Raw genomic sequence first — 20,106 nt, forward strand, 5'->3', positions numbered from 1 at the left:
CGAGATGGTCCCCCTCGGCGCCATTTCCGAGGAGCACTATCAAAGCACCTTCGACACCAACGTGAAGGGCGTGCTGTTCACGGTCCAGAAGGCGCTGCCGCTGCTCAAGGACGGCGCGTCCATCATCCTGACCAGCTCGACCACCAGCATCTCGGGCACCCCGGCCTTCAGCGTCTATTCCGCGACCAAGGCGGCGGTGCGCAACTTCGCCCGCAACTGGATGCTCGACCTGAAGGATCGCCATATCCGCGTCAACGCGATCAGCCCCGGCGTCACCGACACCGCCGGCCTGGACGACCTGTTCGGCGGCGGCGACCAAGCGCAAGGCACCCGCGACTATCTGGCCGGCCTGATCCCCGCCGGCCGCGTCGGCCAGCCCGACGAGATCGCCAAGGCGGTGCTGTTCCTGGCCTCCGACGACGCCAGCTTCATCAACGGCATCGAGCTCTTCGTCGACGGCGGCCAAGCCCAGATCTGAGCCATCACCGAGCCCGGCCTCGGGCGATGTCACAGCCCGAGGCCGGGCTCCCTTCCAAGGAGACCATCATGATCCAGTCTACGGAATCGGCGGAGCGTATCCGCGAACTGCTCGACCGAAACCTCCAGGAGGTCTTCGGGGAGGGCGACAATGCGCGACGCCGCGCGGCGATCGACGCGCTCTGGGCGGAGGACGCCGTCCTCTACGTACCGCCCGGCGCGATCGTCGGGCGCGATGCGATCGACAAGTTCGCCGGCGACCTGCGGGCGACGCACCCGCACTACGTCTACACGCCGCATGGCGAGCCTCAGGTGCTGCACAACGCCGGGCGTCTGGCCTGGGGGTCGGGGCCGCGCGGCGCGGCGTTCGAATACACCGGTTGGGACGTCCTGATCGTTCGCGATGGCAAGATCGCAGCGCTCTACGTCTTCCTCGACGACACGTCGGACGAGTTTCGACGGGCCAGCGCCCAGCCCGCGGTCTGATCCGCGTTCCCGACAACGCGCTCGCCCTCGCCAGGGTGAGCCCCGGCAGCAAGGAGTTGCCCCGTGTTCAATCCCCTCTCCCCCAACCTCCCCTCAGCCTCGCGCCGGCAGGCCCTGCGCGGTCTGGCCGAAGGGCTTGCGGTTGTCACACTGGCTGGCCTCTCATCGGAGGTTCGCGCGGACGTCGGCGCGCCCATCACGCCGCCCGCAACAGCCGCTATCACCCCGTTTCGCGTCGCCGGTCCGCAAGCGTCGATCGACGATCTCAAGCAACGCCTGCGCTTGGCTCGCTTCCCCGAAAAGGAGACCGTGACCGACTGGACGCAAGGCGTGCCCTTGAACAAGGCCAAGGCGCTGGTCGCCTACTGGCGTGCCAGCGTTACTTTCCACAAGAGCTGGTCGGAATAGATAAGGTCCGGTCAGGCGCTCTTTACGCTACAGGCAGCGATCTCACGATCGTGATCCCCCAAGGCTGCGCCGATGACGGGACGGCCAAGGTCGGACGACGTCGCCTAGCCAAGGCCTAGGTGCCCTGGCCGTAGAGGATTTTCTCTTTCAGAATCTCGTTCAGTACGGGCTTGGGCAGTTCCAACGCCTGCAAGATTTCCCCTGCCGCCTCTGGCGGGAACATGTGATCCCAATCTTCGCGACGGATGGCCTCGATCATGTAGCTGACCGCTTCCTCTTCCGAGATTTCTCCAGGAGACGGCATGCCGTCTCCTTTCGTGGCTTCGGTGGCGATAAATCCAGGATATAGCGTGGAGAACTTGATCCCGAACGGTTCGAACTCGATCCGACAGGTGTCGATGAGCAGGCGCGCCGCGGCCTTGGCGGCGCTGTAGGGTCCTGCCAGAGGGACGCCGAAAAAACTGGCCAGGGAGTTGGTGTGGGCGACCATTCCCTCGTTGCGCTGCTTCATGTGATCAAGAACGGGGAACAGATAATTGACCACGGTGTCGTAGTTGGAGCGCATGTAGGACTTCACTTCCGCGGCGGTCATCGCGGTCATGCGCAGCGCCGGCGCCCCGCCTGCGTTCAATAGGACAAGATCGATACCGCCCCAGTGCGTGATGACTTTGGAGACCACCTCGGCCGCGCCCTGTTCGTCGGCGCCGTCGGCGGGGAGCGACAGGGCGACACCGCCCGCCGCTTCGATCTCTTCGACAAGCGCCAAGAGCCGCTCCCCGCGTCGGGCCGTGACCGCCACCCGCGCGCCCTCTTGAGCAAAACGCAAAGAGATGGCGCGGCCCATGCCGGACGACGCGCCTACGACCAGAACAGATTTGCCTTGGAAGTCCATATCAGACCGTCTTTCCGATGTTTCAGTGGATTGGGATAGATCGACGCGCGCGGCGCTGCTCGGGTGGTCTCGAGCTTCCTGTGTCCGAGCAGAAGTTGGCGGGCGCGCAAGTTGCTGGCTTTCTTGTAGATCAGTGCGACCTTCGTTCGGCGGAGGCTGTGGGCGCCATAGGCCTGCGGCTTGAGTTCGATCATCGACGCTCACTTGCCGTCGAGCCGGCCCCCCTTCCCTCCCCCTCAAGGAGGAGGAACCAAAAATCAGAACGTCACGACGGTCCGGATGCTTGTCCCCGCGTGCATCAGGTCGAACGCCTTGTTGATGTCCTCCAGCGGCAGGACGTGGGTGATCATCGGGTCGATCTGGATCTTGCCGTCCATGTACCAGTCGACGATCTTGGGCGTGTCGGTGCGGCCGCGGGCGCCGCCGAAGGCCGTGCCCTTCCAGACCCGGCCGGTGACCAGCTGGAACGGGCGGGTGGCGATCTCCTTGCCAGCCTCGGCCACGCCGATGACGATGCTTTCGCCCCAGCCCCGATGGCAGGCCTCCAGCGCCTGGCGCATGACCGTGGTGTTGCCGGTGGCGTCGAAGGTGTAGTCCGCGCCGCCGTCGGTCAGGACCACCAGGTGGGCGACCAGATCGCCGTCGATGGTCTTGGGATTGACGAAGTGGGTCATGCCGAACTTGCGGCCCCATTCCTCGCGGTCCGGATTGAGGTCGACCCCGACGATCATGTTGGCGCCGACCAGCTTCAGGCCCTGGATGACGTTGAGGCCGATGCCGCCCAGGCCGAACACCACCGCGTTGGCGCCCGGCTCGACCTTGGCGGTGTTGACCACCGCCCCGACGCCCGTGGTCACCCCGCAGCCGCAGTAGCAGGCGGTCTTGAACGGCGCGTCCTTGCGGATGCGGGCCACGGCGATCTCGGGCAGGACCGTGAAGTTCGAGAAGGTCGAGCAGCCCATGTAGTGGTGGATGGTTTGGCCCTTGTAGGAGAACCGGCTGGTCCCATCGGGCATCAGGCCCTTGCCCTGGGTGGCGCGGATGGCCGTGCACAGGTTGGTCTTGCCCGACAGGCAGCTTTTGCACTGTCGGCATTCGGGCGTGTAGAGCGGGATCACGTGGTCGCCGACCGCCAGGCTGGTGACGCCGGGGCCGACCTCGACCACCACGCCCGCGCCCTCGTGGCCCAGGATCGAGGGGAACAGGCCCTCGCTGTCCAGGCCGTCCAGCGTGTAGGCGTCGGTGTGGCAGACGCCGGTGGCCTTGATCTCGATCAGCACCTCGCCGGCCTTGGGGCCTTCCAGGTCGACCTCGACGATCTCCAGCGGCTGCTTGGCGGCGAAGGCGACGGCGGCGCGGGTTTTCATCGATCAGGTCTCCAGTCAGATGAGAGATCTAGGTGCGCCGCGCCGGCTGCGTCGCTAATCCCGAAGGGCGCAAAACAGTGTTGCCGAGAACTTCCCTGTCTGAACGCCCTCGCCGCGTTTAGGCCAGCGCGGCTTCGTCCAGCTTCAGTGACCGCTCAACCTTGTTGGCGAGCTTGCGGTCGTCATGTACCCAGGGATGGAAGCCCGGGAGGTAGTAAGCCAGGTATGGCAGGAAGACTTGCCGCAACATGCCAGGCTTGAGGAACAGGAAGAGCGCCAGCTTCCGCCAGGTCTTGGGGGTGTCGATGTTGTCCTGCTGCAGGAGCAGGTGAAGGTCGCGGGTGCGTTCCTTCCAGAAGTCGTTCGTCGCTTGCCACATCACCATCACCCGGAAGAACCAGCGCTTGAACGGCGATAGATCGCGCGTGACATACAGGAAGGTGTCGAACGCTACGCCCTTGTGCTCGATCTCTTCCACCGCATGCCATTGCCACAGGCGACGGACTTCGGCCGGCGCGCCAGCCAAGTGGCGCTCGTCGGCAAGCAGGGCGTGGGCGAACATGGCGGTAAAGTGCTCAAGAGCCGCGGTGGCCGCTAGGTTCACCTCGGGCTCCAGGTCCCGGCTCCGACGGGCATCCTCGCGGTTCAGCGCCTCGATCTCTTTGGTTTCGTAGCCCGCGTCGTGGACCTGCCGATTGAAGGCGATGTGCTCGCGAGAGTGATAGGCCTCTTGCTGGGCGAAATCGGCGACCTGGCTGCGCAGCGGCTCGGGAAGCTCGTTCAGGTAGTGCCGGACACTCTGGACGAAGTACCCCTCGCCCGCCGGGAAGCTGAGAGACAGAGAGTTGTAGAAGGCCGTCGCCACAGGATCGCCGCTCATCCACCAGCGAGGATGAGACTGCCCCCGTCCGAAGGCGACGTTGCGCGGCGTGATGTGAAGGTCGGCCGGAGCGGTAGGTGCGGTCATCGGCATCTCCATCGAGTTCAGCGAACCGTGTCACACAGTTTATATAGTTTCAACTATAAACCGAAGCATCCGTCTTCTCTGGCGATTTGCCTCAAGCGCGATCCTCCAACCCTCGTGAATCCCGAGATTCATGCGCTCTTGGTCATGCCGGCCCAGCTCGCTGCTGGTGTCGATCGCGATGCATTGACTCGCATAAATATAGCTTTCACTATATTTTTGTCGCCACCCATTTATGCCTTGTCGTCCTGGCGACCAACCGACCCGCTAACCCGACACCGGCCTTGGCAGACCTTGGTTCAGAACCGTCCGGCCCTGCCGCCGCGTCCAAAGGAGTCTTCATGACCGTAGTGCTTCACACGCCCGAAACCGGCCTCGTCAAAACCGATATCTCCGACGGCTGGACCGCCATCGAAGGCGAGCCCACCATGACGACCTGGTTCGAGTATCAATCCCCGGACCAGTCGATCGTCACGGGGACGTGGCGGTCCACGACGGGGCCCTACCGGGCCGAAGCCCGCTTCCATGAATATGTCTATCTGGTCGAAGGGGTGATTGAACTGACCCCCGACGGCGGCGAGACGGTGACAGCGCGCGCCGGCGACGCCTTTACGGTCGAGGCCGATTTCAAGGGCGTGTGGCGGATCGTCGAGCCCGTCTACAAGCGGTTCTTGCTCAAGACGGGCTGAGGGCCTGGCCGGCCGCCGAAAGGCGGCCGGCCAGGCCCTAGAGGCTGACCGAAACCCGCATGGGCGACTGGCTCAACTGACGCATCGAACTTCGCGGCATCCAGTCGTCCATAGCGGCCGCAGCCTCGATTTGGACGCCCGGCGCGGTTACGCCACGCAAGACAGCCTCCACGAGGGCGCGCGCGATGTTGCGGCCGGGGCAGATATGGGCCCCACCGCCAAACGTCCCATCGCCCCGCTGCGGCCGAGACAGATCAATTCGGTTGGGCTCGGCGAACGCCTTGGGATCGCGGTTTCCGGCGATCCACAACATGACGAGCGGCGTATCGACCGGCACCGTCAGGCCGTCATAGTCGAAATCCCGCAAGGCGTAGCGCTGGGTCAGCACGACGGGCGGGTTCAAGCGGATGGTCTCGAAGAAGGCCGCCGGCACGAGACTTTGATCAGCCCTCACCTTGGCCAGAACCTCGGGATTGCGAACCAGGCCGTAAACGGCGTTGACGGCGGCGACGGCGGCGGTGTGGAAGCCGTCGATCAGATTGGCCGCCAGCATCATGCCCAGGCTTTCTGGCCGCCCGGGCTGAAGAATGGCCGAGAAGTCGGCGGCCATGTCCTGCAAGAGGGGATTGTCGCCTTGAGACAAGCCGCGTTCGACGGCGGCGCTGACCATATCCAGGTACTCAGCCGCCGCGGCGTCCGCGCTCAGGGTCTCATCGGGGGTGCGCACCAGATAGAACATCGGCGACAGCGCTGAGATCAGATGGCGGGCGCGGGCCTCCTCGTCGGCGGTCAGGCCCAGCACCTGGGCCCAAAACCGGGCCGTCAGGCGTTCGGCCACGTCCGTTCCGAAATCGACCTGTGTCCTGGCGCCGGCCTCTTGGAGCAGCGTCGCCACCGTCGCCTCGATCAGCCCGGCGAAGCGCGGCAGCTGCTTGGGCACGAACTGGCGCATGAACAATTGCCGGGTTGGCCCATGCAGCGGCGGATTGGCGGTAAAGACCTGGTTGGACACCAGCTTGGCGAGCGAGGAGGCCGCCGGGATCTCGGGCTCGACGGGCGCGCCATCGGGGCCGACATTGAAGGCCGAAGACGACAGCACGTCGGCGGGCATGTTGCCTGCGGCCTCCGTGGCGGCGATCCGTCTCAGCGGTTCGGCGCCGAACACCAAAAGCCGCGAGCCCGCGCCTTGCGCCAGACCGTCCGGATAACGCTCGAAAAGGCGCACCAGACTGCCGTCGAGGTTCGCGGCCCAGCCGGCCAGCTCCGCAGGTTCTAGGGATGGCAGGTCTTCGATCCGACGAGGCAGATGACTCATGGCGTATCCTTAGTTTCTCAAGAGCGAACCGATTGGGCTTGGCGTCAGAGCACCCGAAAGCTGACGCTGGGGTCGGCTACGGGCATCCCGCGCCAGGCACATCCACGCGCGCCGAAAGAAGCCGCGCCGTCGGGCTGGCCCGGCACGTCGCCGGGTCGGTGGTGTCGGCTGTGCAGACGAAGAGCGTGCGCCGGTCATCTCCCCCCAGCACGCACGCCACGGCCTGCTGCTCGGTGACGATGCGGTCGAGCTCTCGGCCGCCCTCCCCGATGCGCACAACCGCATTGGCCGACAGTCCCGCCACCCAGATCGCGCCCTCAGCGTCGAGGCAGACGCCATCGGGCGTGACATCGGGCGGCAGGCTGGCCCAGAGGCGCCGATCGGTCAGGGTTCCGTCGGCGTTGCGCCTGAATGCCGTCAGTTGACGCGAGGCGCTTTCGGCCACGATCAGGGTCGCGCCATCGGGCGTGATCACCATGCCATTGGGAAAGAACAGATCCTCGCCAACGGCCTCGGCGGCGCCATCCGGCGATATCCGCGCCAACTTGGCGAGTTTGACGCTAGCCGGATCAATCGGCGGATCGAGGGAAAAGCCGAAATTACCGACATAGGCCTCGCCGTTCGGCGCCACGACCATGTCGTTGGCGTGCCAGGTTGCGATGGCCGACAGATCGGCGTGGTCGATAAAGCCGCCATCGGCTTGCTGCCTCAGGACCCGCCGGTCATGCATCGACACCACGAGCATCCGGCCATTCGGCAACCAGCCGATCCCGCCGACTGGGGCGTCGAACTGGGCGATGGTCTCAAGCCCGCCATCGGGCCTCAACGCCACGATCCGATGGGCGTGCATGTCGGCCAAATAGAGGCGACCGTCATGCCAGCGCGGCGACTCGCCAAACGCCAGGTCGGAAATCAGGGTCTGGAAGCGCTTGCCCATGGATCCCTCGTCGCTGCCGCCGCCAATCGGCGCGCTTACACTATATAGCTATGACTATATATCTCTCGTCAATCTTCACACAGGTCGCGATCCGCGAATTTGCACGCCGCGACGCGCCAAGTCGCGCCATGAGCCAAGGAAAGACCAGAACCGGCTTGATCTGTCATCGCAATGAATATAGCAAAAGCTACAACAATGAGGAGGCGAGATGAACAGCCGCTCGAACAGGCCGGCGCAGCGCGGTCTCGATGGGATCGAGAAGGGCGTCCCCGCGCTGCCCCATACGCTCCCCCTGGATCAGGTGGCGCATCAGGGCTGGAACCTTCTGAGGGAGGATCTGCCGATGCCTGCGGCCATCCTCCGGGCTTCGGCGCTGCGCAACAACAGCGACTGGATGCGGCGTTTTCTTGCCGCCACTGGCGCCAAGCTGGCGCCGCACGGCAAGACCACCATGGCCCCGGCGCTTTTCGACATGCAGATGGAGGACGGCGCCTGGGGCATCACGGTCGCCACGCCGCACCAGATCCAGGTCGCGCACCGGTTCGGCTTCAAACGCCTCTTCCTCGCCAACCAGTTGGTTGGACGCGCCGCGATCGGCTTGGTGATCGACCTGCTGAAATCCGACCCGGAGCTGGACTTCTATTGTCTGGTCGATTCCGAGGCCAACGCCGAGCAATTGGCCCGCGCGGTCGCCGAAAGGGGGCTGGAGCGGCCCCTGAAGGTGCTTGTCGAAATGGGCTACTTGGGCGGGCGCACCGGCTGCCGGACGCTGGAGGAGGGTCTTGCGCTGGCCCGGCTCGTCGCCGCGCGGCCGCAAACCTTGGCCTTGGTCGGGGTCGAAGGCTTCGAGGGCATCATTCGAGAACAGACGGAGGAAGAGACCGTCGCCAAGGTCGAGACCTTCCTCGACAGCCTAGTGGCCCTGTCGGAGGCCTGCGCGGTGGAGAAGCTCTACGCGCCCGGCCCGACCATCTTCAGCGCCGGCGGCTCGACCTTCTACGACTTGGTCGCCGCCAAGCTTGGCCAGATTAAAGCTCCCGGCGAGCGCATCATCCTTATTCGGGCCGGCTGCTACCTCACGCATGACTCGTTGATGTACACCGAACTCTTTCGGCGAATGACCCTCCGGTCGCCCGAGGTCGAGGCCTTCGGGGCCTATTCGGCAGCGCTTGAAGTCTGGTCCTATGTCCAGTCACGTCCCGAGCCGGGCCGGGTGATCCTGGCGTTCGGCAAGCGCGACGTCTCCTACGACCATCTGCCAAGACCGCTGGCCTGGTATCGCCCAGGCGATCCGTCCGCAGCGCCGCAAGCCATTCCGGACGGTCACGCCGTGGTCAATCTGAGCGACCAGCACGCCTTTCTCGACGTCCCCGAAGATTCGCCGCTGCAAGTCGGCGATCTGGTCGGCGTCGGCATTTCCCACCCCTGCCTGACCTTCGACAAGTGGCAGGTCCTGCACCTGGTGGACGACGCCTACACCGTGACCGGCTCGATCCGAACCTACTTCTAGGCCGCCTTGGCCCACGCAAAACACCTTGGGAGGTTTCATGACCAATCCGCTCCGCAAGCGGCTTCAGGCGGGTAAGACCTGCGTCAACGGCTGGTCGCTTTTGCCGTCCAGCTTTGCCGTCGAGTTCATGGCCAAGGTCGGCTGGGACAGCATCACCGTCGACATCCAGCACGGCCTGCACGACTACCGTTCGGCCGCGGAGTGCTTTCAGGCGATGACCGGCTATCCCGTGACGGCCCTGGTTCGCGTGCCGTGGAACGAGCCCGGCATCATCGGCAAGGTGCTTGATGCGGGGGCGTGGGGGATCATCTGTCCGATGATCAACACCGCCGAGGACGCCAAGGCCCTGGTGCGCGCTTGCCTCTATCCGCCGGCGGGCGAGCGCTCGAACGGCCCGATCCGCGCCGGGGGCTACGGCGTGCCCGGAGCCTATCAGGGCTTCGCCAATGACGAGGTGCTGATCCTGCCTCAGATCGAAACGGCCCAGGCCGTGGAAAACCTCGAAGCCATTCTCGACGTCCCGGGCGTCAGCGGCGTCTATGTCGGCCCTAGCGACCTGGGCTTCTCGATGGGCCTGCCCCCCATTCTAGATCGCGAAGAACCCGAGATCCTGGCGATCTACGAACGCGTGCTGGCCGCCGCGGCCGCGCGCGGCAAGTTCACCGGCATCCAGAACCTCACGCCGGCCTATGCGGCGCGCATGGCTCAGATGGGCTTTGGGATCGTCACCGTCAGCAGTGACGTCGAGCTCCTGGCCTTCAGCGCCTATACGGCCGTCAACGCCACCCGGGCCGCGGCTGGCGAGCGCGCCGCGCCTTAACACCCGCAACGGGCGCGTTCGCCACCCCCGCCCCCGCCTAGCTGAGGTCAGGAGAACCCTATGGGCCCTTGGAAGAATTGGTCTGGCGGCGTCACGTGCGCGCCCGAAACCTTCGCGCAGCCAGAGACGATAGAAGCGCTCTGTGACCTGGTCCGCGCCGCGCCCAAGGCGCGGATGGCTGGCTCGCGTCACTCGTTCATGCCCCTGTGGCTGACCGACCAGGTCTTGATCAACCTGGACCGGCTCCCCGGGGTACTTGAGGTCGCCGAGGACCGACAGACCGTGTGGGCCCCGGCCGGCGCGACGCTTAAGGATCTGACCGCCGCGCTCTGGACCGAGGGCCTGTCGCTGCTCAATCAGGGCGACATCAACGCCCAGACCCTTGGCGGCGCGTGCGCGACAGGCACCCACGGCACTGGCGAGGCGCTGGGTAACCTCGCCAGTCATACCCAAGGGTTCAGGGTGGTTCTGGCGGACGGCGAGCTCGTCGAGTGCGACGCCGCCCATAGGCCCGAGCTTTTCCAGGCCCTGCGCCTGTCGCTGGGCCTGCTGGGGGTCGTCGTCGCCATCAAGCTCAAGGTCGCCCCGGCCTATCATCTGGAGGAGCGGATCTTCAAGCTGCCGCTCGACGCCGTGCTCGAGCGTTTCGACGAACTGGCGGCGGATCATCGTCACTTCGAATTCTTCGCCTTTCCCTATGCCGATGAGGTTCTGGTCAAGACCCTCGACCCCGTGGACCCAAACGGCGCATTCGAGCCGCCCGAGGAAGACGACGAGGCGCTTTTGGCCGGCTTCTGCGAGATGTCCGCGGCCGCGCCGCCGTTGATCCCTGATCTCCAGCGACTGCTGATGCGCTTTGCGCCGTCTGAGCCCACGCCGCGACAGGGCCCCGCTTTCCAGATCTTCCCCAGCACCCGCGTGGTGCGCAACGAGGAGATGGAATACGAGGTCCCCAGAGCCGAGGGCGTCGCCGCCGTCAGGGACGTGATCGCGGCCGTCAAGGCAGACGCCCTGCCCGTCTGCTTCCCGCTGATGGTGCGCACCGTCGCGGCGGACGACATCTGGATCAGCCCTCAAGGCCAAGGCCCCTGCACGGCCATTTCGTTCCACCAGTATCCGAAGCTCCCCTGGCGAGAGTTTTTCCCTGCTATCGAGGCGCGCCTGCGCGCACGCGGAGGCCGGCCTCATTGGGCCAAGCACCACACCCTGGGCGCGACCGATGTGCGCGCGCTTTATCCTCGATTGGACAGCTTCTTGGCCGCGCGTGAGGCCGCCGATCCGGATGGGAAATTCCTCAATGGCCATCTGGGGGCGCTCTTCGCGGCGCTCTCTTAGCCAGGCGCTCCGCAGCCCCCGCGCGGCGCTGCGACAAAACGTCGTCAGAAGGCGACGGCAGATTTAGCTTTTACTAACATCGAAAGCCCCCCTCACCTGGCCACGGCCACATAGACGCCCATACGCCTTAAGTGTCTGGGCTTCGATTGACAGAACAATTATATAGCTTTTACTATATCTTGAACGAATGATGTCGCTGAGCGGCGCAGCCTGCAGCAATTTCCCCAGAGCCCGCCGGCCGCGGCGGCCAGACGAGCGATCGAGACATGACTCAGCCCACGACCTACCTCATCACCGGCGCGGCCAGCGGAATCGGGGCGGCGATCGCCACCAAGCTCGCCCGGGCGCGTCAGAACGTGATGCTTGCCGACATCAACGCCGCAGGCGCCGCCGCCCTGGCCGAGACCTTGGGCGAGCGCGCCAGCGCCGTCGCCCTCGACATCCGAGACCCGGTCGCTTGGGAGCGCGCGTTTGACGCCACCCTCGCGCACTTTGGGGCCTTTGACGTGTTGATCAACAACGCCGGTCTCGTGCGCACCGGCTTGGCCAGGAACGTCGCCATCGCCGATCACCAATTGACCATGGACACCAATCTGATGGGACCGGTGACCGGCATGGTCGGGGCCTTCAAGCGCTTCCACAAGCAGGGCGCGGGCCACCTCGTCACGGTCTGCAGCATGACCTCCTTCCTGCCGTTCCCCGGCGTGGCCATCTACGGGGCCTCCAAGCACGCCCTGCGCGCCTTCCACCACGGCATGGCCATCGAGGAGCGCCATAGCGGCATCGATTTCACCATCGTCCACCCCACGGCGACCGAGACGCCGATGCTGGAGCAGGAGGCGGCCGATCCGGACGCGGTCATGTGCTTTGTCGCCCCGAGCGTTTCGGCCGAGGCCGTCGCCGACACGGTGGTCAAGGCCATCAAGCGCAAGGCGATCGAGGTTTGCATGCCGCAGGCCGGCTCCGGGACGGTCAAGGCGCTTGGGGTCGATCCGAAAAAGCTGCGCGCCTATGCCGATCACCTCGAGGCGATGGGTAAGGACGGACTGGCCAAGCGCCAATCGGCCGCGGCCTGACCCTGCCCTTCGGGCCGCCGGTCGCGGCCCTGTTCAAGGAGTTACCGATGCCTTCTACATCCAAAGGCCCGGCCGATATGGCGCCGGAGGAATGGGCCGTGCGGGTTGACCTCGCCGCAGCCTATCGGCTGGTGGCCCTCAACGGCTGGGACGATCTGATCTTCACCCACCTCTCGGCCAAGGTTCCCGGCGGCGACCACCACTTCCTGATCAACCCTTATGATCGGATGTTCGAGGAGATCACCGCGTCGAGCCTGGTGAAGATCGACCTGGATGGAAACCCGATCGAGGCGACCAAGGCGCCGGTCAACGCCGCGGGCTTTACCATTCACTCGGCCATTCACATGGCCCGCGACGACGCCAATGCGGTCCTGCACCTGCACACCCCGCACGGCCAAGCCGTGTCGGCCATGAACGAGGGTCTCCTGCCGTATACGCAGACAGCGCTGATCGCCGGCCATGACATCGCCTTTCACGAGTATGAGGGCGTGGCGACGGACCTGGACGAACGGGAGCGGCTGGTGGCCGATCTTGGCGACAAGTCGGTAATGCTGTTGCGCAACCACGGCACGCTGACGACGGGACCCACGATCGCTCAGGCCTATCTTCGCATGTACTTCCTCGAGCGCGCCTGCGAAGCTCAGGTGATGATGCTTTCGGCCGGCCGGGCCAATCTGCATGCGCCGCCTGCCGGCGTGGCCGAGAAGGTTCGCGACCAGTCCACCGGGCCGGGGATGTCCGTCGTCTCCGATCGCCTGGCCTGGCCCGCGCTGCTGCGCAAGCTTGATCGCTTGGACCCCAGCTACAAGACCTAACCTCGGGAAGCTTTCCTCCTACTCCCTCCATGAGGATAGAGGCCGCGCCGGCGCAAAAGCCGGCGCGGCTTTTTCGTGTGGAGCAGCGCCCAAAAAAGGGCCGATCCCGCATCAGAGCGGGACCGGCCAGTAACGCCCCAGGAAATTGCAAGGGGGGCGCGGAGGGCTTGATCAGTAGTGGTAGCGGAGGAAGACGCCGAAGGTCCGGGGCGGCGCATAGCTCAGCATGTCATAGCCTAGGCCCGCGATCGGCGAGATCTCGACCAGCACCGCCTTGTTCGTGAGGTTCTTGGCCCAGAGCCCAGCTTCGAAATGCTCGTCCGGCGAGCGCCAGGCCAGTTGCCCGTTGAGCTGGAACACCGCAGGCGATGACAGGCGTTCGGTTTGGCTCGGATCGAAGAAGATCCTTGTCCGATAGGACGCATCAAGCGAGGGCTCGATCGAGGCGCCCGACGCCAGCTCGACCTTGTACTTGGCCGACAGGCTGGCGTTGAACTTCGGGGCCTCTGGCATCTGATTGCCCGAATAGTCGCCACCCTCGGACTTGTAGTCCTTGTACTTGGCGTGGAGCAGCGCCAGGCCGCCGGTGAGGGTCAGGTTGCGGATCGGAACGGCGGTGATCTCGGCCTCGCCGCCATAGACCTGGGCCGAACCGGCGTTGTCGAGGATCTGCACGGTGCGGGCCCCGCGAACCACGAAAGCGAAGGCCTGGAGATCCTTGTAGTCGTAGTAGAAGGCCGAGAGGCTCAGACGCAGGCGGCGGTCGAACAGGCTGCTCTTGGAGCCGACCTCGTAGGCGTCGACCGTCTCGTTGCCATACGGCGCCAGCTGCTCGGCATAGCTTTCGTGGTCGGCCTGGCCGCCGAAGAAGCCACCGCTTTTGAAGCCGCGATTATAGGTGGCGTAGATGTTGGCCTGGTCGGTGAGGTCGTAACGCAGACCCAGCCGTCCCGAGAACGCCCCGAAAGTCTTGCGCTGGGCGTAGGGCGGCACCAGGTCGAACGCCTCTTCGGCGGTCTCATGATAGTCGAAGGTTTTCTTGTCCGCTGAATAGCGAAGGCCGACAGTGGCGGTGAGCTTGTCGGTCAGACTGTAGTCAGCCTGGCCGAAGAGCGCATAGGTGTCGGTATTTTGGGTGTAGGCGTAGCGCAGGAACACCACGCTATTGTCAACGCTGACGCCGGTCGGATTGCTCGGCGACGTAAAGAACGGCCGGAAGTCGCGCAGGACGTCGAAGGTGCTGTTGTTCTTCAACTCGTCGCGCATGTAGTAGGCGCCGAGCACCCACTTCAGCTTCCCGACGTCCGCCTGCAGCCGCAACTCTTGCGACCACTCCTTCTGATAGGCGATGAAGTTGTTGTGCAGGATGTCGGCGGGGCTGACGTCGCTGTTTTCGTCGATGTTTCGCCTGACGTTCTGGAACGCCGAGACCGAGACGAGGTCGACACCGCCAAAATGGTGGGTGTAGTTGAGCGACGTCGAATAATAATCGACGCGGTCCTTCCCTTGGACGTCGGCGGCGACGCGATAGGGATCCGCGCTCGGATCGGCATAGCCGCTAATGTCGGTGCACGCCCCGCTGTAATAGAATCCCGGCTTGCACAGACCATCAGAGCCGGTAGCCGCCGCGGTTGACGGAAACAGAGGACGCTGCTTGGCTTGGCGGGCGCCGCCTCGATTGGCGTATCGCGTCACCGACAGCAAGGCCTCGTCCTTGTCCGATGGGGTAAACAGCAACGAGCCGCGGATCGCGCCGCGATTGGCGTTGTTCACGTGGTCGCCCGTCACCGTATTGAGCGTCGCGCCGTCGTCGCGCAGGTATTGGCCGGCCAGTCGGAAGGCCAGCTTGTCCTCGATCAGCGGGCCGCTAACCGCGCCATTGACGGTCAGGGCCTTGAAGCGGCCGTATTCCACCGAGCCTTCGGCGCTGGGCCTCCAGGTGGGGCGATTGCTCGTGATGCTGATCGCGCCGCCGGTGGTGTTCTTGCCGTAGAGTGTGCCCTGCGGCCCGCGGAGAACCTCGATCTGGCCAAGGTCGAAGAACGAGCTGAGGGTGGCGAACGGCGATCCGATATAGACCCCGTCCACATAGACCCCGACCGCGCTGGCGGTCGTCGGATTGAAGTCGCTCAAGCCCACGCCGCGGATGAACATCTTCGGATTGGCCGCCGCGTCCCCGCCGGAAATACGGACATTGGGCGCGGCGTTGTTCAGATCGGACAGAACCGCCAGCCGCTTGTCGGCGATGGCCTGGGACGTGAAGGCCGTCACCGCCACCGGCACGTCCATGAGATTTTCGGATCGCTTGTTGGCCGTGACCACGACCTCGGCGACGGTCGAGGCCGCGTCCTGGGGCGCGGCCGTCTGGGCCTGCGCGGCGGCGGCGGACATCAGGGCGGCGCCACAGGCCGACGCCATGCACCAGCGCTTGTCGATCATAGGATATCCCCTTTTTCTGATTTGCGTTTCCTCAAGCACAAGCTAGCGAAAACTATATCCATTGCAATGGCTACCCATGGTGGAGCCCCGCGTCGGCTTCTTGCCGCAAAACCACCCGTCAGCAGCCTATAGAGCCTAGATTGACCCTCACTTCGCGATAGCCGGAATTGCGTCCGCGATATGAAATGGAGCGACGTGCGCAAAACTCGACCCGCGTTATGTAGCTTTTGCTAGAATTCTTGGCGCTACTTGCCCCTAAGACCGCGGACCACATTTTCGAGGAAGCGCGATACCGTCCCGTCGAACCCCCGCCCGTTCGCCAGGCTTCCGCAGAAGGTGATCGGACCGGTCGAAAAGATATTTCCGCCGGCGGGCGTCTGGGCATGGACCATGCTGGCGCGCACCAGGCGGTCTGGGGTTTCGCCGGTCATGGTCAGGGCTTCGGTCAGCATTTCGTCGCGGACCACGCCGAAGCTCTGGGGCGGGTCCTGCGAACTGGTCAGGACGCGCACAACGCCGGGCGCGCCCAGCGGGATCGGCGCGATCGAGCTCGAACCCCGCCGCGCCGCCGCCCGACGGGCCATCGTCGCCGAACGTCTCCTGATCCACGCCGTCGGACCTTGAAAGACGCCGAACGAGGAGAGGTCCTAAGACGACACCGCTCTCAAAGACGCCGTCGCGAGACGCCGGACATGAAGCACCGTGACCGTCAGCAGGGCCAGAGCCAGGCAGGCTCCCGCGACCAGCAATCCGCCCCGCGCTTCGGTGTCGGTGACCCACAAGGAGCAGAGCACCGGGCCCGCCGCCGCGCCCAGGGCCTGAACCGTCGGCACCAGGGCCGCAGCCCGCCGCGTCGGGTCGGACTCGATGACAAGAGGCATCTGAAAGGGCATGAAGAAGCCCCAGAAAAAGCCATGCAGGCTCGCAAGGACCATGAACACGGGCGCGGCCGGCAGCCTCCAGACCCACACCAGGACCACAGCAAACGCCGCAACGCTGACCAGGCAGGCCGGGTAGTAGGATAGTCGTTTGGCCAGGAGCGCGGCGACACCCGAGCCCAGGATCGACAGCGCCAGGCTCAAAGACACGGCGCCACCGACCTCACCCGGCGCCATTTTCGCCTGGCCGGCCAGTTGGGGCAGGTAGGCGAAGAAACCAATGAAGAAGGCATAGGTCAGGAAAACCGCCGCCAAGCTCGCGATGGCGCGCGCGCCATGGCCCTTGGCCCCGCCCGCTTCGGCTTCCACGTCCGTTGGCAGCGCGGCCGCCGCGCTGGGCAACGCAAAAGAGGCGAGCGCCCCAATCAGGGCCACCACGGCGGCGGCCGCAAAGCCGCCGTTCGCGCCGAACCGAGCCATCAGGGTCACCGGCAAGATCGCCGCGAAGCCCACCTGCAGTAGCCCTTGGGCGACCAGGAAGACGCCGGCCCAAAGCGCGGGGGTGGACGCGCGCGTAATCATCAACATCGTCAGCCAGACCAGAACGCCCTCGGCCAAGCCGGCGGCGGCGCGATCGGCCAGGACCAGAGGTCCTGAAGCGTGCAGCATGGCGCCATTGAGGATCGCCAAGGCCAGGCCGGCCAGCAACCCTTTCAAAGCGAGCTTGTCGGGCTTGGCGAACGCGCCGGCCAGCACCACGCCCAGCGCCAAAGTCAGAAACTCCACGGTGAAGGACCAGCCCACCAGGCCGACGGTCAAGCGCTGCTCGGCGACCAGCGCGTCTAGCAGGATGGGCTGCACACCAGAGAACAGCAGGGCGACCGTGCCGACGGTAAGATAGGCCACGATCTGCGGCCCGCTTGGCGGACGGCCTATCCAATGGTCGTCATCAGCCGCCTCTTGCGCGCGATCCAGCAGCCGCATGCCCATCCGCAAATCTCCCTGAGCCGCCGGGCGACATCATAGCCGCCCCCGCCGAATTAGATGTAGCTTTTGCTATATTGTGATAGATGTCAACGCACCCCAGGGTGCGCGGCCCCGCCCGGCGCCTCATTGGTGGGCGATCCAGGGCGCCAACGCCTTCGCGTTGACCGCCGCGCGCTTGTACGGGGTGTTGCAGGCGACTACTCTGCCAGTCGGCGCCCCAAGGTGCGCCCATCGACCGCATTCTCACCCAACTTCGCGAGCGCTGTGACCCTCATCAAATCCGAAAACGACGCCGCAGCGCGCCCGTCGAGGGCGCCGCGGAAGAAGTTGGCTTCCGCGGCCGACGCGCCGCCGGCCGAACGCGGCAAACCCAGGGATCCCCCAACGGCGGGCAAGCCGCTGCAGACCTATGAGCGGCTGATCGCCGCAACGGGCGAGCTTCTCGGGGAAATCGGATTTGAGCGCCTGACGACCAACGCGATTTGCGCGCGCGCCAACTTGTCGCCACCGGCGCTTTATCACTACTTCGACGACAAGTACGACATCCTCGAGGTGATGGCGCGACGCCTACTCAAGCGCCAGAACGACGCTTACGCCGCCTGGCTTTTCAAGGGCGGCGCTTGGGCCAATCCCGAGACAGCGGTCGAAGCGCTTGAGGAATGGTTCGGCATAGCCACCCAAATTCTCGAGAGCGAGCCGGGCGCGCTCTGGACGATGCGGGCGCTGAGAGCCTTGCCTAACCTGGCGCATGTCCGCCTGGAATCCCAGCGGCAGAGCGCCGACCAGATGTTCGCGTTTTACCGACGCCTCTTTCCCGCGGTCGATCCAGACACGCTCTGGTGCCGACTTCGCATCCGGTCCGAATTCGGCTGGGCGGTCGATGAACTGGCGCTCGAGGAGGACCGCATCCCTCGGCCGATCCTCCTGCGGGAAGCGGCGCGGCTGCTGACTCGCTCGCTCGACGACGACCATCGCGCCAAGCCGACCGGGTAGAGACCCAAGAATATAGTTATTGCTATATCGAAAATCGCGACGTATTCAAATCAAGGCCCACGCGGGCCTGATTGAACGACGCGACTGTCGCTCAATGAGGGTCGCGGCCAGACCGTCCCATTGAGCGAGCGACCATGACCGCAAACGCCGTATGCCCGCGCCCCGATGCGAAGGCGCGCTTGACCGCGCTGGGATTGCAACTGCCCAAGCCGCCGGCCGCGGTTGGTAACTTCGCCGCCGCCGTGCGCGATGGGCGACTTCTCTATCTCTCGGGGCAAGGTCCCGTGCATGCCGGCGGCGTTCATACGGGCAAGGTGGGCGCGGAGGTTTCGCTCGAGGAGGCCTATCAGCACGCGCGGCTGACGACGCTCAACCTGTTGTCGGTGATCGAGGAGGCCGCCGGGCTCTCCAAGGTCTGCAAGGTCGTCAAGGTGCTGGGCATGGTCAACGCCGCGCCCGACTTCATCGCCCATCCGGCCGTGATCAACGGCTGTTCGGATCTGCTCATCGAGGTGTTCGGCCCCGAAGTCGGCGCCCATGCGCGATCGGCGGTCGGAATGGGGTCCCTGCCGTATCAAATCACGGTCGAGATCGAGATGATCGTCGCGCTCGAAGATTGACCGGCAGCGGCCCGCGAGGCGCGAACACCACTCCAGCCTGATCCCAGAAGGGGGTCGCCGATTGTCGGCGACGAGCACCATGCCCAAGATCACGTTCATTCAGCACGACGGCGCGACCTTCGTCGTCGACGCCCGTCTAGGGCAGTCGCTGATGGAAGCCGCCGTTCAGAACAATGTGCCCGGTATCGACGCCGACTGCGGCGGAGCCTGCGCCTGCGGCACCTGTCAAGTCCATGTGCAAGCGCCCTGGCAAGAGGCCCTGACGCTTCCCGGCGCCACGGAAACCGAGATGTTGTCGTTCACGAGCGACCCGCAACCCTCTAGCCGGCTGGCCTGCCAAATCACCCTCGATGAGCGACACGAGGGCTTGGTGGTGCGCGTGCCGACCCACCAACACTGACCTTCCAAGGAGAGCCCAATGCCGACATCCTCTTCGCCCCTGGCGTCCGTTCTTGGCCCGTCGCACATCGCGTTGGAAGTCACAGACCTCGAGCGCTCGCTGGCGTTTTACCAACGCGTGCTTGGGCTCGAGATCTTTTATGACGAGCGCCAGACAGGAACGCCGCCGAGCATCAAGGGCATAGTCGCCGGCTTCGCTATCGAACTGGGTCAAATCCAGCCGCCGCCGGCCTCAAGCAGCCCATCCCAGGTGCGGCCGCAGGCAGGCGCTCCCTGCATGGCCTTCACAATCGAAGACGCCGTCGGCGCTCATGGCCGGCTCAAGGCGGAGGGCGTGTCGGTCGAGAGCGCGGTCAAGGAGACCGAGGGCGTCAAGTTCTTCTATGTCTACGATCCCGATGGTTATCCCTTCGAACTCATAGAATTCCCGCTCGGAGCGCGAGCCTTGGCCGATCTGCGCGCCTATTTCGACGCGCCTTCAACCGTTTAGGCCCGCGCTAGGGCCTAGGCGGTGTCATCCCCCTCCCCGCGCGCTCCCGCGCAGAGGGGACTGCTCTGAGGCGGCTGGCCGAGAGCGCGCTGAGCGGCGGTCGGGCGTGATGCGCGCGAGCGAAGCCGGCGTCGCCTGAGCGCCTCTCGTCTCCCCCAGCCACAGCCACGCTGGTTGAGGACGGCGCTGGACCCTGGCGTCCACGACGT

The 20,106-nt window shown here is 65.2% G+C and carries 21 protein-coding genes and 1 pseudogene; 13 read left to right on the plus strand and 9 right to left on the minus strand.

What is annotated here, in order from left to right; all coding sequences use genetic code 11:
* The 3 genes from ASD47_RS14075 to ASD47_RS26675 all read left to right on the plus strand — a co-directional run.
* The coding region (locus ASD47_RS14075; RefSeq protein WP_156402249.1) for an SDR family NAD(P)-dependent oxidoreductase at nt 1–478 on the plus strand (478 nt) is incomplete at its 5' end.
* Between the two features lie 68 nt (nt 479–546).
* Nucleotides 547–963, plus strand: coding sequence for a nuclear transport factor 2 family protein (locus ASD47_RS14080; RefSeq protein ID WP_056757599.1), 417 nt, complete (start codon nt 547–549; stop codon nt 961–963).
* 63 nt (nt 964–1,026) lie between these two features.
* Nucleotides 1,027–1,371: an epoxide hydrolase N-terminal domain-containing protein gene (locus ASD47_RS26675; protein ID WP_056757601.1), complete on the plus strand. Its 345-nt coding sequence runs from the start codon at nt 1,027–1,029 to the stop codon at nt 1,369–1,371.
* A 115-nt stretch (nt 1,372–1,486) separates the two neighbouring features.
* Here the strand turns inward: ASD47_RS26675 and ASD47_RS14090 are convergent, their stop codons facing one another.
* From ASD47_RS14090 to ASD47_RS14100, 4 genes and pseudogenes are all read right to left on the minus strand, one after another.
* Nucleotides 1,487–2,263 carry an SDR family oxidoreductase gene (locus ASD47_RS14090; protein ID WP_056757606.1) on the minus strand — a complete coding sequence of 259 codons (777 nt, stop codon included), beginning with the start codon at nt 2,261–2,263 and terminating at the stop codon, nt 1,487–1,489.
* A pseudogene (locus ASD47_RS27655) lies at nt 2,230–2,460 on the minus strand (hypothetical protein); the annotation flags it as partial. The gene ASD47_RS14090 and the pseudogene ASD47_RS27655, both read right to left, overlap by 34 nt.
* 60 nt (nt 2,461–2,520) lie before the next feature.
* A complete protein-coding gene (locus ASD47_RS14095; protein WP_056757607.1) occupies nt 2,521–3,630 on the minus strand; it encodes an S-(hydroxymethyl)glutathione dehydrogenase/class III alcohol dehydrogenase in 1,110 nt (369 codons plus the stop codon).
* 118 nt (nt 3,631–3,748) lie between these two features.
* On the minus strand, nt 3,749–4,597 hold the full coding sequence (locus tag ASD47_RS14100) for a metal-dependent hydrolase (RefSeq protein ID WP_056757774.1): 849 nt from the start codon (nt 4,595–4,597) through the stop codon (nt 3,749–3,751).
* Nucleotides 4,598–4,935: 338 nt separating this feature from the next.
* On the opposite strand from ASD47_RS14100, the gene ASD47_RS14105 reads away from it, so the two are divergent.
* Nucleotides 4,936–5,283, plus strand: a complete 348-nt coding sequence (locus ASD47_RS14105) for a cupin domain-containing protein (RefSeq protein WP_056757610.1) — start codon at nt 4,936–4,938, stop codon at nt 5,281–5,283.
* Between the two features lie 37 nt (nt 5,284–5,320).
* Here the strand turns inward: ASD47_RS14105 and ASD47_RS14110 are convergent, their stop codons facing one another.
* Together ASD47_RS14110 and ASD47_RS14115 are read right to left on the minus strand one after the other, a co-directional pair.
* Nucleotides 5,321–6,598: a cytochrome P450 gene (locus tag ASD47_RS14110; protein WP_056757612.1), complete on the minus strand. Its 1,278-nt coding sequence runs from the start codon at nt 6,596–6,598 to the stop codon at nt 5,321–5,323.
* A 76-nt stretch (nt 6,599–6,674) separates the two neighbouring features.
* Nucleotides 6,675–7,535, minus strand: a complete 861-nt coding sequence (locus ASD47_RS14115) for an SMP-30/gluconolactonase/LRE family protein (protein ID WP_056757614.1) — start codon at nt 7,533–7,535, stop codon at nt 6,675–6,677.
* Between the two features lie 343 nt (nt 7,536–7,878).
* On the opposite strand from ASD47_RS14115, the gene ASD47_RS14120 reads away from it, so the two are divergent.
* The 5 genes from ASD47_RS14120 (at nt 7,879) to ASD47_RS14140 (ending at nt 13,091) form a co-directional block, all read left to right on the plus strand.
* Complete coding sequence (locus ASD47_RS14120) at nt 7,879–9,045, plus strand: amino acid deaminase (protein ID WP_235525881.1); 1,167 nt, start codon at nt 7,879–7,881, stop codon at nt 9,043–9,045.
* A 37-nt stretch (nt 9,046–9,082) separates the two neighbouring features.
* Entirely contained in the window at nt 9,083–9,865 is a 783-nt protein-coding gene (locus ASD47_RS14125) for an HpcH/HpaI aldolase/citrate lyase family protein (protein WP_056757620.1), read from the plus strand.
* A gap of 60 nt (nt 9,866–9,925) precedes the next feature.
* Nucleotides 9,926–11,200, plus strand: a complete 1,275-nt coding sequence (locus ASD47_RS14130) for a D-arabinono-1,4-lactone oxidase (protein WP_056757623.1) — start codon at nt 9,926–9,928, stop codon at nt 11,198–11,200.
* A 266-nt stretch (nt 11,201–11,466) separates the two neighbouring features.
* Nucleotides 11,467–12,276 carry an SDR family oxidoreductase gene (locus ASD47_RS14135; RefSeq protein ID WP_056757626.1) on the plus strand — a complete coding sequence of 270 codons (810 nt, stop codon included), beginning with the start codon at nt 11,467–11,469 and terminating at the stop codon, nt 12,274–12,276.
* Nucleotides 12,277–12,323: 47 nt separating this feature from the next.
* Nucleotides 12,324–13,091, plus strand: a complete 768-nt coding sequence (locus ASD47_RS14140) for a class II aldolase/adducin family protein (RefSeq protein WP_056757629.1) — start codon at nt 12,324–12,326, stop codon at nt 13,089–13,091.
* A 171-nt stretch (nt 13,092–13,262) separates the two neighbouring features.
* On the opposite strand, the gene ASD47_RS14145 is transcribed toward ASD47_RS14140, so the two are convergent.
* The 3 genes from ASD47_RS14145 to ASD47_RS14155 all read right to left on the minus strand — a co-directional run bounded on the left by ASD47_RS14145 (nt 13,263) and on the right by ASD47_RS14155 (nt 17,392).
* A complete protein-coding gene (locus tag ASD47_RS14145; protein WP_056757631.1) occupies nt 13,263–15,530 on the minus strand; it encodes a TonB-dependent receptor in 2,268 nt (755 codons plus the stop codon).
* 245 nt (nt 15,531–15,775) lie between these two features.
* Complete coding sequence (locus ASD47_RS14150) at nt 15,776–16,114, minus strand: hypothetical protein (protein ID WP_056757633.1); 339 nt, start codon at nt 16,112–16,114, stop codon at nt 15,776–15,778.
* A 63-nt stretch (nt 16,115–16,177) separates the two neighbouring features.
* Nucleotides 16,178–17,392 (minus strand): MFS transporter, encoded by a 1,215-nt coding sequence (locus ASD47_RS14155; RefSeq protein WP_235525882.1) that lies wholly within the window; start codon nt 17,390–17,392, stop codon nt 16,178–16,180.
* A 267-nt stretch (nt 17,393–17,659) separates the two neighbouring features.
* On the opposite strand from ASD47_RS14155, the gene ASD47_RS14160 reads away from it, so the two are divergent.
* The 4 genes from ASD47_RS14160 (at nt 17,660) to ASD47_RS14175 (ending at nt 19,897) form a co-directional block, all read left to right on the plus strand.
* The gene (locus tag ASD47_RS14160) at nt 17,660–18,388 is read left to right on the plus strand and encodes a TetR/AcrR family transcriptional regulator (RefSeq protein WP_056757637.1); all 729 of its coding nucleotides are present in this window, start codon (nt 17,660–17,662) and stop codon (nt 18,386–18,388) included.
* Between the two features lie 134 nt (nt 18,389–18,522).
* Nucleotides 18,523–19,008: a RidA family protein gene (locus ASD47_RS14165; RefSeq protein ID WP_082564614.1), complete on the plus strand. Its 486-nt coding sequence runs from the start codon at nt 18,523–18,525 to the stop codon at nt 19,006–19,008.
* A 79-nt stretch (nt 19,009–19,087) separates the two neighbouring features.
* Complete coding sequence (locus ASD47_RS14170) at nt 19,088–19,408, plus strand: 2Fe-2S iron-sulfur cluster-binding protein (RefSeq protein ID WP_056757776.1); 321 nt, start codon at nt 19,088–19,090, stop codon at nt 19,406–19,408.
* A gap of 18 nt (nt 19,409–19,426) precedes the next feature.
* Complete coding sequence (locus ASD47_RS14175; RefSeq protein WP_056757643.1) at nt 19,427–19,897, plus strand: VOC family protein; 471 nt, start codon at nt 19,427–19,429, stop codon at nt 19,895–19,897.
* The last annotated feature ends 209 nt before the right edge of the window (nt 19,898–20,106 follow it).

This window comes from Caulobacter sp. Root1472, assembly GCF_001426985.1.
In the GTDB taxonomy this organism is placed as follows: domain Bacteria; phylum Pseudomonadota; class Alphaproteobacteria; order Caulobacterales; family Caulobacteraceae; genus Caulobacter; species Caulobacter rhizosphaerae.

Coding starts and splice junctions, on each gene's coding strand:
- ASD47_RS14125 (WP_056757620.1), top strand. CDS start 9,083: ATGACCAATCCGCTCCGCAAGCGGCTTCAGGCGGGTAAGACCTGCGTC.
- ASD47_RS14095 (WP_056757607.1), bottom strand. CDS start 3,630: ATGAAAACCCGCGCCGCCGTCGCCTTCGCCGCCAAGCAGCCGCTGGAG.
- ASD47_RS14165 (WP_082564614.1), top strand. CDS start 18,523: ATGACCGCAAACGCCGTATGCCCGCGCCCCGATGCGAAGGCGCGCTTG.
- ASD47_RS14130 (WP_056757623.1), top strand. CDS start 9,926: ATGGGCCCTTGGAAGAATTGGTCTGGCGGCGTCACGTGCGCGCCCGAA.
- ASD47_RS14080 (WP_056757599.1), top strand. CDS start 547: ATGATCCAGTCTACGGAATCGGCGGAGCGTATCCGCGAACTGCTCGAC.
- ASD47_RS14175 (WP_056757643.1), top strand. CDS start 19,427: ATGCCGACATCCTCTTCGCCCCTGGCGTCCGTTCTTGGCCCGTCGCAC.
- ASD47_RS14150 (WP_056757633.1), bottom strand. CDS start 16,114: ATGGCCCGTCGGGCGGCGGCGCGGCGGGGTTCGAGCTCGATCGCGCCG.
- ASD47_RS14105 (WP_056757610.1), top strand. CDS start 4,936: ATGACCGTAGTGCTTCACACGCCCGAAACCGGCCTCGTCAAAACCGAT.
- ASD47_RS14145 (WP_056757631.1), bottom strand. CDS start 15,530: ATGATCGACAAGCGCTGGTGCATGGCGTCGGCCTGTGGCGCCGCCCTG.
- ASD47_RS14135 (WP_056757626.1), top strand. CDS start 11,467: ATGACTCAGCCCACGACCTACCTCATCACCGGCGCGGCCAGCGGAATC.
- ASD47_RS14120 (WP_235525881.1), top strand. CDS start 7,879: ATGCCTGCGGCCATCCTCCGGGCTTCGGCGCTGCGCAACAACAGCGAC.
- ASD47_RS14110 (WP_056757612.1), bottom strand. CDS start 6,598: ATGAGTCATCTGCCTCGTCGGATCGAAGACCTGCCATCCCTAGAACCT.
- ASD47_RS14100 (WP_056757774.1), bottom strand. CDS start 4,597: ATGACCGCACCTACCGCTCCGGCCGACCTTCACATCACGCCGCGCAAC.
- ASD47_RS14090 (WP_056757606.1), bottom strand. CDS start 2,263: ATGGACTTCCAAGGCAAATCTGTTCTGGTCGTAGGCGCGTCGTCCGGC.
- ASD47_RS14140 (WP_056757629.1), top strand. CDS start 12,324: ATGCCTTCTACATCCAAAGGCCCGGCCGATATGGCGCCGGAGGAATGG.
- ASD47_RS14170 (WP_056757776.1), top strand. CDS start 19,088: ATGCCCAAGATCACGTTCATTCAGCACGACGGCGCGACCTTCGTCGTC.
- ASD47_RS14115 (WP_056757614.1), bottom strand. CDS start 7,535: ATGGGCAAGCGCTTCCAGACCCTGATTTCCGACCTGGCGTTTGGCGAG.
- ASD47_RS14155 (WP_235525882.1), bottom strand. CDS start 17,392: ATGCGGCTGCTGGATCGCGCGCAAGAGGCGGCTGATGACGACCATTGG.